Below are 12,344 nucleotides of genomic sequence, written 5' to 3'. Positions count from 1 at the left end.
AATGGTCTCGCCGGACGACTAGACAGGCCGTAGGGTCGAGCGTGATCTCGACCCCTCCGGGCGTCTCACCGGGAGTCGCCGGGTAAAGCTGAAATCGAATGTCGAGCAGATAGCGAAGGTGTGAAATTGATTCGTCGACACTTGCGGCGTAGTGGTCTACGGGCTGCCGCCGTGCTCGCGGCCACCGGGGTTCTGACAGGCGTCGTGGCCGGAGTCGGCGCAACCTCCGCCTCGGCGGACGACCCGGTCATCGCGTCGAAGTCCCTGTTGGCCGACCCGCAGTCGCCCGACGGATCACGCATCGAGAAGGCCACCTACAAGGACAACCGCAGCATCCGGCTGTATGTCCACTCCACGGCGATGAACCGCACCTTCCCCGTCGATGTGCAGCGCCCGGCCGACGCCTCGGTGCCGCGCCCGACGCTGTACCTGCTCAACGGGGCCGGCGGCGGTGAGGACGACGCCTCCTGGCAGAAGAAGACCGATATCGTCAACGGCTTCCTCAGCGACAAGAACGTCAACGTCGTGCAGCCGATCGGTGGTAAGTGGAGCTACTACACCGACTGGCTGCAGGACGATCCCACGCTGGGCCGCAACAAGTGGAAGACCTTCTTCACCGAGGAACTGCCCCCGCTGATCGACGGCGCCCTGGGCACCAACGGCGTCAACGCCATCGCGGGCCTGTCCACCTCCGGCACCTCGGTGCTCAACCTCGCGATCGCCAAGCCCGGACTGTACAAGTCGGTCGCCGCCTACTCCGGTTGCGCGGAGACCAGCACCGATGTGGGTCGCGAAGCGGTGAAGCTGACGGTCAACACCTGGGGCGGCGGCGATGTGCGCAACCTCTACGGTGACGACAACAACCCGGCGTGGCAGACCAACGATCCGGTCATCAACGCCGACCAGTTGCGTGGGGCAAACCTCTACATCTCCTCCGGTAACGGACTGCCCGGCCAGTGGGACACCCTCAACGGCCCTTACACCCTGCCCGGTGCCTACGGCCTGGGTAACCAGCTCGTCGTCGGTGGCGTCATCGAGGCCGCGACCAACTACTGCAGCCACAACCTGCAGACCAAGCTGGATTCGCTGAACATCCCCGCCACCTACAACTTCCGTAACTCGGGCACTCACTCGTGGGGCTACTGGCACGACGACTTCATCGACTCGTGGCCGGTGCTGGCCCGCGGTCTGGGCATCTGACAGCTGCCCGCGATCCATCGAATCCGCCCCGCTCGCCCTCGCGAGCGGGGCGGATTCGCCATTTCCGGCGCCTTGGCGCACTAAAAAGTTCGGTCACCCGTAAACTATTTTTCATGAACACGATTACGGTCGAATCGCCGCAGACCGTCCGTCGGCGGTGGCGTTCGATCGCGGTGTTGCTGGGCCCGGCCTTCGTGGCGGCGATCGCCTATGTCGACCCAGGCAATGTCGCCTCCAACATCAGCGCCGGCGCCCGATACGGCTATCTGCTGGTGTGGGTGGTCGTGATGGCGAATGTGATGGCCGCGCTGGTGCAGTATCTGTCGGCGAAACTGGGCGTGGTCACCGGCCGCTCGTTGCCGCAGATCGTGCGCGAGCGGTCCGGGCGTCCGGTGCGGCTGGCCTACTGGGTGCAGGCCGAACTGACCGCGATGGCCACCGATCTCGCCGAGGTCGTCGGCGGGGCGATCGCACTGCATCTGCTGTTCGGGTTGCCGCTGCTGCTCGGTGGGCTGATCACCGGGGTGGTGTCGATGGGCCTGCTGGCCGTGCAGAACCGGCGCGGACAGCAGCCGTTCGAGCGGGTGATCATCGGCCTGCTCGCGGTGATCGCGATCGGCTTCCTGGCCGGGGTGGTGATCTCCCCGCCGTCACCGTCGGGTGTGGCGGGTGGTCTGGTGCCGCGGTTCGACGGCGCGGACAGCGTGCTACTGGCCGCCGCGATGATCGGTGCGACCGTCATGCCGCACGCCATCTACCTGCACTCCGCTCTCACCCGCGATCGGCACGGCCGCACCGAACCGGGGCCGCGGCGCACCCGCTTGTTGCGTGCCACCCGTGTGGACGTCGGCTGCGCGATGGTGATCGCCGGCGCGGTGAATCTGGCCATGTTGCTGATGGCGGCGGCCACCCTGGGCGGTCGCGGCGATATCGACTCGATCGAATCCGCGCACGCCGCGGTGCGCGAGACGCTGGGCCCCTGGGCGGCGCTGCTGCTCGCCGTCGGCCTGCTGGCCTCCGGTCTGGCGTCCACCTCGGTCGGCGCCTACGCCGGCGCGATGATCATGGACGGCCTGCTGCGCCGCAAGATCCCCCTCCTGATCCGCCGCGTGGTCACCCTCATCCCCGCCCTGCTGATCCTGGCCGCCGGAGTCGACCCCACCCAGGCCCTGATCGCCTCCCAGGTGGTGCTGTCCTTCGGCATCCCCTTCGCCCTGATCCCCCTGGTCCGCTTCACCGGCGATCGAATCCTGATGGGGGAGGCCGCGAATCACCGCATGACAACCGTGGCGGCATGGGCGATCGCCGCTATCATCACCGCGCTGAACCTCCTGCTGATCTACCTGACCGTCACCGGGGGTTGACCGGCGGCGGTGGGCGGGGATTCTGTTCGCGGTGCTGGTGAGCCCGCGAAAGTGGTGGCGCACCACAACGTCCTGGCGAAACCGGGATCCGGACCGGCACACCATCGACCCCGGCCGAAATGGGCGCGTCCAAGCGACCTTGGCTGTCCCGGGGGCCGTACTCGTCATCTCCGGCGAAAGTGAAGTCGGTGGCAGTGTGCGGATCGTCGCTCGCGGATAGGACCCGCCCGGATCGGAGACGACCGACCGCATCGTCAAAGTCGATCAGTATGCGAAGGCCGGTATCGCCTTCTATTGGCGGGTCGAGCAGGCCGCAACGGGGGTTCCGCTGATCTACACCTATGTTCTGGACCCTGCGACCAGGACGTATCGCACCGGTGATTTGTATACCGGCACAATCGCGGTGGCCGCGCCCTTCGCGGTGAAGATCGATCTCACCGATATCTGATCTCGCCGCGGCGCGCCCCGCCGTACCGAACCTGGCGTCGATCTAGTCGACAACGACCGGGAACTGATCGGTGTCCGGGTCGACTATCCGGTAGAAGCCGGCCTGGGCGTCGAGTACGAATCCGGTGGTGTCGGTGTATTTCGCCAGTTCACCGGATGCCTCCGATGGCACGAAGATGCCCTCGAATTCGGCATCCACCGTGGTGTCGATCCGGTCGGTCTCGAATGTCCCCCCATTCGCCAGTGTGACTTCGAAGCTCTCATCGCATTCGGCCAGCTCGACGGAAAACCTTGCCCAGGTGCCGATCTGACGAAGAATCCGGATGCGCGCGTACTCGAACTCGAAGTGACAACCGTCGTACACCCAGGCGCTGATCGGCTCGCCGACCTCGGTGCATTCGGCCGCGACGCCTTCCATGTCACGCCAGGAAGCCACGTTCGCGGGAATTCCTTCGATGTGCACGTCCAACGATCCGTCCTGCGGCCACGAAAAGCGGAGCGACCACGTGAGTGTCGGTGGGACGTCGGGAGATCGACTGTCGAGCAGTTCCCCCCGCCAGATCCCGGTGCCGCTCGGCGGCAACTCGTCGCTGTACAGATTGCATGCCCCCACACAGTCGGCCATCTGCCTACCGTATCCACCACATCCGACACGGACGGGGCGTTCGCGGTTTCGTCGACCACGCCAGAGTCCTGGCCCGCCGAGTCCGGGAACCGGGCTCCCGTTCGGTGCGTGCGTGAGAGCGTTCGGTGCGTGCGTGAGAGCCGGATCATCTGGAACCCAGTGTGGTTCGGGCTGATACGAATGCTTCCGCGCTCTCGGGCGCGCCTGATGGGGGCCGCACTCCGGTTGTGACCGCTCTCAGTCCGGATGCCGGAGTCCGCTAGTGCTCCGGCAGCCCGATCCGGAATCGGTTCCCGCGCAGGGGGCTATCCATCGGGCCGCTGCGCAGGGTGCCGTCGAGATCGTGGAATGTGGCACTGGCGGTTCCGATGAATTCGTCGCCGCGAACGGTCATCGTGAACCGCACGATGCCCTTCTGCACGGTGCGCGGCAGCTCGGCGCTCACCGGATCCTCGCGCGCCACGGTGAATTCCAGGAATGCTCCGGAGACGGTGTCACCGTCGGCGTGCCAGTTTCCCATCCCGGTACTGTCGCTGCTGGTCCGATTGCCCTGATCCGGATTGCTCTGCGACATGGTGCCGTCGGCGTGGAAGGTCATGACGTGATGAGGAAACGGCGCATCATCGATATGGACCTCCCACACCCCGACGATCGTCATGAGGTCGGGCATACCGCCGCCGATCGTTGAATGCCGCGATCGATATCGCCCGGTGGTACCTCGTCGAAGCCCGGTCGCATCGCGGCGGGGTGCCGCGCCGGCGCCGCGGAGACGTCGTCGACAGGGCCGCCGGGCAGTGTGACACGCGACGGGAGTGTGAGTTCGAGGGTCATGCGTTCGCCGTTTCGCGGCGTAGGCGCTCCGCGATTTCGGTGGCGGCCGCATCGAATTCCGGCAGCAGGATCAGATCCTCGCTGAACTTCGGATCGGTGCGAATATCCAGCGCGCTCAGCGGCTCCGTCTCGCTGAGATTGACCGCGACGTGCACGACACCCGGTGGAATGTAGAGGAATTCGCCGGGACCGTGGATATGCGGGGTCAGGTCCGGACCGACGAGTGTCGCGGCGCGGCCGCTCAGGCAGATCACAATCGTTTCGCTGTGGTCGTGATAGTGGGCCAGCGCGACCTTTCCGGGCGGCATATCGACCATGCCCGCCGAGATGGCCCGGGCACCGCAGGTCTCCTCGGTGATACAGGGAATCAGGTGCTGGGCGTGCGGTCCCATGACCTCGGCGGCATCAGCGGTGGTGACCACTCGCGCGGTCCGTACAGCGTTGTTCATTTCGCATCCCGAATCGTTCCAACCGGTTCGCGTCGAACGTAAGCTATTCCCAAACCTGGACAAACGCCCCGAACTGCCAGTTCACCTGCTGCTCATCGTAATCGGCCTGAGTTCACCCGATCTTCCGCTGATAGTGCTCGGCGATCTCGTCACTGGTCGTCACCCAGACCGCGGGATGGTTGACGACATAGTCGAGCGCCTCGTCGAGATAGCGGTGGCGGAACGCCTGACCGGTGACGAACGGATGCAACGCCAGCGCCATCACCCGCCCACTGTCGGCGGCATCGATGGAGAGCTGATCGACCTGGTCGCGCACCATGCGAACGAAGTCGGGGCCGGCGAGGCCCTTGCTGACGAAGATGCCGATGTCGTTGAGCTCCACCGAATACGGCACGCTCAGCATTCCGGGCACATTCAGGTGGTAGGGCTGATCGTCGTTGGTCCAGTCGAGCACATAGCCGAGCCCCAGTTCGGACAGCAGTTGCGGAGTGTGGAAGGTCTCGGTCAGCCCGGGGCCCATCCAGCCCCGGGGGCGATGGCCGGTGGTTCGCTCGATGGTCGTCACGATATCGGTCAGGACCCGCCGCTCCTCGTCGAGTGACAGCCCGGTGTGCAGGTGGCTGTTGCTGCTGCCGTGTGCCAGCCAAGCCCAGCCGCGCTCGTTCCCGGCCGCGATGATCTGCGGATACCGTTGTCCCACATCGGAGTTGAGTAGTGCGCTGGCTCGGATTCCGTACTTGTCCAGGAGCTGGATCTGCCGCCAGATCCCCACCCGCGGCCCGTAGTCGCGCCAGCCGTAGTTCAGGGCGTCGGGAGTGAGACCGGTGGTGCCCTCGTAGGTGGCGGTGCCGGGCAGATCGGCGTAGAAGTGCTCGATATTCAGTCCGACGTAGAAGGCCACGCGCTTGCCGTCGGGCCAGTGGATCGGCTCCCGTTCGGTGATGGGTGAGTAGTCGTACAGGGTGATGTCGGTGCTCATGAGACGTATGGTCGAACCCTCACATTGATGTGAGGGTCAATGAGTAATCGTTATGAGGTAGGTCATATGCGAATCGGTGAACTGTCCGCGCGGACCCGGACCTCACCACGCCTGCTGCGCTACTACGAGGAGCAGGGTTTGATCCGGGTGGGCCGCTGCGCCAACGGATACCGCGATTACGACGAGCGATTGGTCGAGCAGGTGGTCCACATTCGCGGCCTGCTGGAGGCGGGGCTGTCCACCCGCCTCATCAAACAGGTCCTGCCGTGCCTGGACGACCCGCGTGATATCCACTTCGCCGATGCCACCCCCGGGATCATCGACACGCTGCAGCAGCAGTGCGACCGGTTGACCGAGCGAATCGACCTGCTGACCCGCAACCGTGATGCGATGGCCACCTACATCGGTGAGTTGCGGCGCTGCGCCCGCCCGGCCTAGGTGTAGTCCTAGGGCCCCGGGTTCAGGCTCCGGTCTCCGCGGCCCGGCGATAACCCCGCACGGCCGGATAGCCGAAGACCACGATCATCCCGAGGATCCACGCCACCGTCTTCCACAGCGGTTCGGCGACGGGCCCGTCCCAGCACAGTCCGCGCATCGCGTCGATCGCGGTACTCATCGGCTGGTTCTCGACGGCATCCTGCAACCAGGTCGGATACGCCATGACCGGGACGAAGCCGGAGTTGAAGAACATCAGCAGCGTATTGATGATGCTGATGATGTTCACCAGCATCACGCCCTCGGACACCGTGGCCAGGGCGGTCACCATGACCGCGAAGCCCACTCCGAACATGACCGGGATACAGATCATCGCCAGCGAAGCCAGGGGACCGTTCCAGAACCGGAAGCCGATGCAGACCCCGACCGTGAGAACGAACAGCGTGGTGATCAGGACGCGGATCGCCTCGGCCAGTAGCCGTCCGGTGAGTCCGGCCGCACGGTGGATCGGCATGGTCCAGAACCTGCCGAGCAGGCCGGTCTGCTTCTCGGTCTTGAAGCCGAGTGCGCTGACCACCGCGCCCGACATCGCGGCGACGAGGGTGATCAGCGGAACCGTGCCGTAGACGCTGGGCATGCCGGTGGCCGAGGTGATCGTGTCGCCGAGCACGATGCGGAACATCAGCAGTGTCAGGGCGGGATAGATCAGCGTCTGAACCGTGGTCGCGGGATCGCGCGCCCAGCCCATGAGCAGTCGCTTGCACTGGATCACGCTGTGCCGCGCCCAGGTCGACAGTGCCCGCTCCGAGGTCGCGGGGACGTCGGGCAGGGGTGTGCTCCAGTCGGCGGTGTCTGCGGGAACCACGGTCGTCTCGATGGCCGTACTCACGATCGCCTCGCACTCGCCCAGACCGCCAGCGGCACGAACGCCACCGCCAGGCCGATCAACCACACCAGCGGCACCCACAGCACATCCCAGGTGACTCCGCCCGCGGCCATATCCCGCATGGCGAACGAGAACTGGGAGATCGGCTGATTGCGCGCGAACGGCCGGATCCATTCCGGGAATCCGGCTTCCGGCACGAATCCGCACGACAGCATGCCGAGGATCAGCGTCGGCAGGGTCAGTGCCTGACTCAGCGATTCCGGGCTCTTGGTGAGACTGCCGAGCCCGTCCGCGCCGATGGCCAGCACCGTGCCGACCGCGAGGGAGAACACGCAGAACAGCACGGCCTGCCCGAGTCCGGCCGAGAACCGGAATCCGATGACGTAACCGAAGACCAGTGCCGCGATCAGCGAGGTCACCGACCGGACCAGACCGGCGCAGATGCGCGAGGTCAGTGGCACCATCGGACCGATGGGCATGGTCTGCAGGCGACTGTGCAGGCCGGTCATGGCCTCGAAGGCGGCGATCTGCGCATTCGACATCATGGTGAACGACATCGTCTGCAGCACGATGATCGGCATCACGAACTGCGCGTAGTCGATGCCCTTGACCTGCATCACGAAACGCAGCGGCAGATAGAAGCCGACGGTGAACACCAGCGGGGTGATCACCGCGACGACCAGTTCGCCCTTGGTCGCCATCGTGCGCACGAGCCGCCCGGTCAGGGCCTGCCACTGGGCGAAACCGGAGATCCGTGCCTCGGGCATCTGCTCGAACAATCGGTGCTGCGTGGCGGCGGGGGCGCTCATTGCTGGCCACCCGCATGTCCGGTGATGGACAGGAACACATCGTCGAGAGAGGGCCGCCGCAGTGCGATATCGGCCAGCTCCAGGCCCGCGGAGTCGAGCCGGCGCACGGCCTCGGCCAGGGTGCTCGCACCGTCGGGCGCTGGTATGGAGATACGGTCGCCGGAAGCGGCGCCGTCGAACTCCGAACGCAGTGCCTCGGGAACCAGCTCGCCGAGCGCGGTCACCGCGTCCCGCAGCCGGGTCGGATCCAGCGGCACCACCTCGCAGTAGCTGCCGCCGGTCTTCTCCTTGAGCTCATCGGCGGTGCCCTCGGCGATCACCGCGCCCTTGTCGATCACGATGATGTTGTCGCTGAGGACATCGGCCTCTTCCAGGTATTGCGTGGTCAGCAGCACGGTGATGCCCTGTTGCTTGAGTGCGTTGACCAGATCCCAGACGCCTTGGCGGCTGCGCGGATCCAGGCCGGTGGTCGGCTCGTCGAGGAATACCACCTCGGGCCGCACCACCAGTCCGCACGCGATGTCGACGCGGCGGCGCATACCGCCCGAGTACTGCCGCACCGCCCGCTTGCCGGCGCCGACCAGATCGAATTCCTCGAGCAGGGTGTCGGCGCGGCGTCGCGCGTCCTTCTTCGGCAGCCCCATCAGGCGTCCGAACAGTTCCAGGTTCTCCCGGCCGGAGAGGTTCTCGTCCAGGGCCGCGTACTGCCCGGTCATCATGATCGAGCGGCGCACCCCGGCGGCATCGGCGACCACGTCGTATCCGGCCACCGACGCGCTGCCGGAATCGGGCCGCAGCAGGGTGGACAGGATTTTCACGGCGGTGGTCTTCCCGGCGCCGTTCGGGCCGAGAATGCCCAGTACCGACGCGCGCGCCGCGGTGAAGGTGATCCCCTGCAGCGCGTGGACCTCGCCGAAGGATTTGCGGATATCGCTGACCACGACGGCCGGGTCGGCGCCCGGACCATGCCCCATGGTGTCGGCGCTGGTCGCGGTGGCATCCGAAGCCGCACGCGGTGTGTGCGATTCTGCGTCGTCCAAACTCGGCATCAACTCTCCACTATCGGCCTGGCCGCGACCGGATTGTCCGGAACGCTGAAATTTGCCCCGGTTGATGGATACCTTCCACCGGGCGCGATGTTACTTCTTCGAGCTTCGGGGCCGTCGATGCCGCGTGGCTCGGGCGCGGCTCATACTCCGAATGTTCTACCGCGATCTGAAACATGTCGTTGTCGTTTTATTCGAAGCCGCCGGAAAAGCGCGCTGCCCAGCTGCCGCTTATGTGGCATTGATCACACTTTCGGTGTGGAAGCGGATCGGATCACCATTATCGCTGGTCTCGGCGCGGACCGGGCGGTTCGTAGGATGTCTGCCGTCCTTGTCGGTCCCGCGGCCGCGCCATAGTCTGGCGACCAGGGGTGCGGTATCCATCCTCCGACCCCTCCGCGGCATCGTCGCCCGCCCGTTGCCGGTGCACACGTCGAACGATTGCCGAGGTCTCCGCCGGCGAGAGGGTGGCCAATGGCCGAGATGCTGAAGTCCCATGATCCACGCACCGGCGAGTTCATCGCCGAATATCCGATCCTGGGCGCCGCCGAGGTCACCGATGTCGTGCGCGCCGCCCGCGGAGCCGAGACGTGGTGGGCGGCAATCGGATTCGCCGGACGCAAACGGTGGTTGCTGGATTGGAAGCGCAGCATCACCCGCAACGCCGGTGAGCTCGCGGAACTGGTCTGCACCGAAACCGGTAAGCCGATGGTCGACGCCGCCATCGAGATCATGCTCGCGGTGGAGCATCTGAACTGGGCGGCCCGCAATGCCGAAAAGGTCCTGGGGCGAAGCAGACTCGCTTCCACCTGGCTGACCCGCAATCAGCGGGCCTCGGTCGGCTACCTGCCGCTGGGCGTGGTGGGCGTGCTCGGATCGCCGAACAATCCGGTCTTCACCCCGATGGGGTCGATCGCCTACGCCATGGCCGCCGGCAACGCCGTGGTGTTCAAACCCAGCGAGCTCACTCCGGGCGTCGGGGTGTGGCTGGCCGACAGTTGGGCCGCGCTCGCGCCGAACAAGCCTGTGCTGCAGTCGGTCACCGGCACCACCTGCACGAGCGCCGAACTGTGCCGCGCGCGGGTGGACAAGATCGCCTATGCCGGATCCGAGGCCGGCGCCCGTGAGGTGATCGAACTGTGCGCGCCGACGCTGACGCCGGTAGTGGTCGAGAAGGCCGGTAAGGGCACGATGATCGTCCACGTCGACGCCAAACTCGACACCGCCGCCGAGGCCGCGGTATTCGGCGCCATGTCCAACGCCGGGCAGAGCCCGGCCGGCATCCAGCGCGCCTACGTCGCCGACTCCGTCTACGACGCTTTCCTGGAACGAGTTGTCGCACAGGCCCGTTCCCTGCGTCCCGGTGGTGATCGCAAGGCCTCCTACGGCCCGATGATCATGGACTCCCAGGTCGACGTGGTACGACGTCAGGTCAAGGATGCGATCGCCCGCGGCGGCCGGGCCGTGGTCGGTGGTCTGGAATCGATTCGCGAGCCCTATATCGAGCCGATCGTGCTGACCGATGTGCCGGAGGACAGCTACGCGGTCACCGCCGAGGCGGTCGGCCCGGTGCTGATCGTGAACCGCGTCGCGAACGTCGACGACGCCATCGAGCGCATCAATGCCGCCGATCAGGGTCTGGCGGTATCGGTGTTCACCCGGGACGTGCGCGGAGTGTCCGCCTTCGCCGAACGCATCAGAACCGGTGTGGTGACGGTGAACTCGACAATGGCCTACGCGGCGAATCCGGCCGTGCCGTTCGGCGGTGTCGGCGAGTACGGGCAGGGGCACACCCACGGTGAGGCCGGTCTGCGTGAATTCAGCCGTACCCTGGCGATCGCGGAGCGGCGCTACCGGACACCGGTCGACATGTCCAGCTTCGACCGCCATCCCCGTCATCTGCGCCTGACCCGGGCCATCTTCCGGATGCGGCACACCCGGCTGTGATCCGGCGGCGCGTCCCCGCGCCGCCGACGGCTCACTGTGCGGGCTGCGCCTGCTCCGACGGTGAATTCCAGCCGAGCAGAACCGCTTCCATCAACGCGCACACGCGGGCTACATTCTCCGGGCGGTTCTCGAAGCGCATGCGGCGGCCCGCGTCGATCACCTGGGCGATCGCCGCGTGGACCCGGCACCGGGCCTCGGCCGAATCGTCGTCGAGCAGGTGGGCCCACTCCAGCACGTTCTGCCGTTGCACCGAACGCAGCTTCTGCTGTTCGGAGGCGGGCAGATTCGAGAACTCGGCGAAGTAGACCGGCAGGATCTCCGGCATCGCGAAGGTCAGTCGCGCGAACCGGCCGGCGATGCGCAGCGCGGCATCCGAACGGCTGGTCGCCTCGGCCAGCGCTTCGGAATTCGCGATCGCGACCCGCTCACCGGTGCGGTGGAAGGCGGCGGCCAGCAGATCGGATTTACTCGCGAAATAGCGGTAGACGCTGGAGGCGTTGATCCCGACCGCCGCGCCGATCTGCTCGATACTGGCCTCGTGGTATCCCTGCCTGCCGAAGATCCGGATCGCCTCGGTGAGCAGCTGTTCGCGTTTGGAACTCAGCGGCAGGCCACGCACCGGCGTGGCGGAGGTCGTGGCGTCGGGTAGTGGCGGCAGTTCGGTGTGCAGGATCGACCAGCACATATCGAGCATGAGGTCGGTGAGCCGAGTATTCGACAGCGCGGTCCGATGGGTGGTGATGCTGCCGATCACGCCGAGCATTCCGGTCGCCAGCAGTGCGACGTCGGCGGGCGGTGCCTCCGGGCGCAGCGCGGCGACCGCGGATTCGATCACGTCCTGCAACTCGTCGTAGATCACCCGGATCCGGGCGCGATCCTCGGGTTCCAGGTAGCGGCGTTCCCACCGGTACAGCCCGCCTTCGCGGCGTACGTCGATGGTGTGCTCGGCCAGTGCGCGGATCAGGGCCGTGAGCCGCGATTTCGGATCCAGGCCGGGTTCGTCGGCAGTGCGGGCGGCGTCGAGCAGTTGCTGGGCGCCGTTCTCGGCGGCGGCCACCAGCAGCGCGTACTTGTTGGCGAAGTGGCGGTAGAGCGCGGGACCGGAGATGCCGACCTCGGCGGCGATCTCGTCCACGCCGACCGGGTGGTAGCCGCGTTCGCTGAAGGCGCGTGCGGCCACGCGCACGATCTGTGCCTTGCGATTCTTGGGTCGACGCCGGGTCGTCGTGGTGCTACCCGGTCGCGCGGATGCGAGCCCGGCCTCGCTGCGATCCGCGACCATACACCTCTCCTTCTGCATATCGGCTCGTCGGCGGCGCCGGCTGG

13 protein-coding genes are annotated in these 12,344 nt (G+C 66.4%); 4 read left to right on the top strand and 9 right to left on the bottom strand.

Annotated elements, in window-relative coordinates; genetic code table 11:
• Positions 1 to 171: 171 nt before the first annotated feature.
• Entirely contained in the window at positions 172 to 1,200 is a 1,029-nt protein-coding gene (locus tag LKD76_RS27965) for an alpha/beta hydrolase (RefSeq protein ID WP_372466011.1), read from the top strand.
• 113 nt (positions 1,201 to 1,313) lie between these two features.
• Positions 1,314 to 2,564, top strand: coding sequence for an Nramp family divalent metal transporter (locus tag LKD76_RS27960; protein WP_227984380.1), 1,251 nt, complete (start codon positions 1,314 to 1,316; stop codon positions 2,562 to 2,564).
• A gap of 490 nt (positions 2,565 to 3,054) precedes the next feature.
• Here LKD76_RS27960 and LKD76_RS27955 read toward each other — a convergent pair whose 3' ends face one another.
• The 5 genes from LKD76_RS27955 to LKD76_RS27935 all read right to left on the bottom strand — a co-directional run bounded on the left by LKD76_RS27955 (position 3,055) and on the right by LKD76_RS27935 (position 5,895).
• On the bottom strand, positions 3,055 to 3,447 hold the full coding sequence (locus LKD76_RS27955; RefSeq protein ID WP_227984379.1) for a hypothetical protein: 393 nt from the start codon (positions 3,445 to 3,447) through the stop codon (positions 3,055 to 3,057).
• Between the two features lie 448 nt (positions 3,448 to 3,895).
• On the bottom strand, positions 3,896 to 4,294 hold the full coding sequence (locus LKD76_RS27950) for a hypothetical protein (protein ID WP_227984378.1): 399 nt from the start codon (positions 4,292 to 4,294) through the stop codon (positions 3,896 to 3,898).
• Positions 4,291 to 4,467: a hypothetical protein gene (locus tag LKD76_RS27945; protein WP_227984377.1), complete on the bottom strand. Its 177-nt coding sequence runs from the start codon at positions 4,465 to 4,467 to the stop codon at positions 4,291 to 4,293. The genes LKD76_RS27950 and LKD76_RS27945 overlap by 4 nt, the downstream gene beginning before the upstream one ends.
• Positions 4,464 to 4,916 carry a cupin domain-containing protein gene (locus LKD76_RS27940; RefSeq protein WP_227984376.1) on the bottom strand — a complete coding sequence of 151 codons (453 nt, stop codon included), beginning with the start codon at positions 4,914 to 4,916 and terminating at the stop codon, positions 4,464 to 4,466. The genes LKD76_RS27945 and LKD76_RS27940 overlap by 4 nt, the downstream gene beginning before the upstream one ends.
• A gap of 112 nt (positions 4,917 to 5,028) precedes the next feature.
• Complete coding sequence (locus LKD76_RS27935) at positions 5,029 to 5,895, bottom strand: polysaccharide deacetylase family protein (protein WP_227984375.1); 867 nt, start codon at positions 5,893 to 5,895, stop codon at positions 5,029 to 5,031.
• Between the two features lie 66 nt (positions 5,896 to 5,961).
• On the opposite strand from LKD76_RS27935, the gene LKD76_RS27930 reads away from it, so the two are divergent.
• Positions 5,962 to 6,333 (top strand): MerR family transcriptional regulator, encoded by a 372-nt coding sequence (locus LKD76_RS27930; protein WP_227984374.1) that lies wholly within the window; start codon positions 5,962 to 5,964, stop codon positions 6,331 to 6,333.
• A 22-nt stretch (positions 6,334 to 6,355) separates the two neighbouring features.
• Here the strand turns inward: LKD76_RS27930 and LKD76_RS27925 are convergent, their stop codons facing one another.
• Genes LKD76_RS27925 through LKD76_RS27915 form a run of 3 tightly spaced genes read right to left on the bottom strand, consistent with a single transcriptional unit; the run spans position 6,356 to position 8,999 of the window.
• A complete protein-coding gene (locus tag LKD76_RS27925; protein ID WP_372465941.1) occupies positions 6,356 to 7,219 on the bottom strand; it encodes an ABC transporter permease in 864 nt (287 codons plus the stop codon).
• A complete protein-coding gene (locus LKD76_RS27920; protein ID WP_372465940.1) occupies positions 7,216 to 8,025 on the bottom strand; it encodes an ABC transporter permease in 810 nt (269 codons plus the stop codon). Before LKD76_RS27920 ends, LKD76_RS27925 begins: the two co-directional genes overlap by 4 nt.
• Complete coding sequence (locus LKD76_RS27915) at positions 8,022 to 8,999, bottom strand: ATP-binding cassette domain-containing protein (RefSeq protein ID WP_227985429.1); 978 nt, start codon at positions 8,997 to 8,999, stop codon at positions 8,022 to 8,024. The genes LKD76_RS27920 and LKD76_RS27915 overlap by 4 nt, the downstream gene beginning before the upstream one ends.
• Positions 9,000 to 9,554: 555 nt before the next feature.
• On the opposite strand from LKD76_RS27915, the gene LKD76_RS27910 reads away from it, so the two are divergent.
• Positions 9,555 to 11,018 (top strand): aldehyde dehydrogenase family protein, encoded by a 1,464-nt coding sequence (locus LKD76_RS27910; protein WP_227985428.1) that lies wholly within the window; start codon positions 9,555 to 9,557, stop codon positions 11,016 to 11,018.
• 31 nt (positions 11,019 to 11,049) lie between these two features.
• Here LKD76_RS27910 and LKD76_RS27905 read toward each other — a convergent pair whose 3' ends face one another.
• A complete protein-coding gene (locus tag LKD76_RS27905; RefSeq protein WP_227984373.1) occupies positions 11,050 to 12,300 on the bottom strand; it encodes a TetR/AcrR family transcriptional regulator in 1,251 nt (416 codons plus the stop codon).
• Between the last annotated feature and the right edge of the window lie 44 nt (positions 12,301 to 12,344).

The sequence above is a fragment of the Nocardia spumae genome, assembly GCF_020733635.1.
GTDB classification, from domain to species: Bacteria; Actinomycetota; Actinomycetes; order Mycobacteriales; family Mycobacteriaceae; genus Nocardia; species Nocardia spumae.
Note: the sequence above shows the minus strand (reverse complement) of the source record. Positions and strands in the feature narration are given on the sequence as shown.

Coding starts and splice junctions, on each gene's coding strand:
- LKD76_RS27960 (WP_227984380.1), top strand. CDS start 1,314: ATGAACACGATTACGGTCGAATCGCCGCAGACCGTCCGTCGGCGGTGG.
- LKD76_RS27950 (WP_227984378.1), bottom strand. CDS start 4,294: ATGACGATCGTCGGGGTGTGGGAGGTCCATATCGATGATGCGCCGTTT.
- LKD76_RS27945 (WP_227984377.1), bottom strand. CDS start 4,467: ATGACCCTCGAACTCACACTCCCGTCGCGTGTCACACTGCCCGGCGGC.
- LKD76_RS27940 (WP_227984376.1), bottom strand. CDS start 4,916: ATGAACAACGCTGTACGGACCGCGCGAGTGGTCACCACCGCTGATGCC.
- LKD76_RS27935 (WP_227984375.1), bottom strand. CDS start 5,895: ATGAGCACCGACATCACCCTGTACGACTACTCACCCATCACCGAACGG.
- LKD76_RS27930 (WP_227984374.1), top strand. CDS start 5,962: ATGCGAATCGGTGAACTGTCCGCGCGGACCCGGACCTCACCACGCCTG.
- LKD76_RS27920 (WP_372465940.1), bottom strand. CDS start 8,025: ATGAGCGCCCCCGCCGCCACGCAGCACCGATTGTTCGAGCAGATGCCC.
- LKD76_RS27915 (WP_227985429.1), bottom strand. CDS start 8,999: ATGGGGCATGGTCCGGGCGCCGACCCGGCCGTCGTGGTCAGCGATATC.
- LKD76_RS27910 (WP_227985428.1), top strand. CDS start 9,555: ATGCTGAAGTCCCATGATCCACGCACCGGCGAGTTCATCGCCGAATAT.
- LKD76_RS27905 (WP_227984373.1), bottom strand. CDS start 12,300: ATGGTCGCGGATCGCAGCGAGGCCGGGCTCGCATCCGCGCGACCGGGT.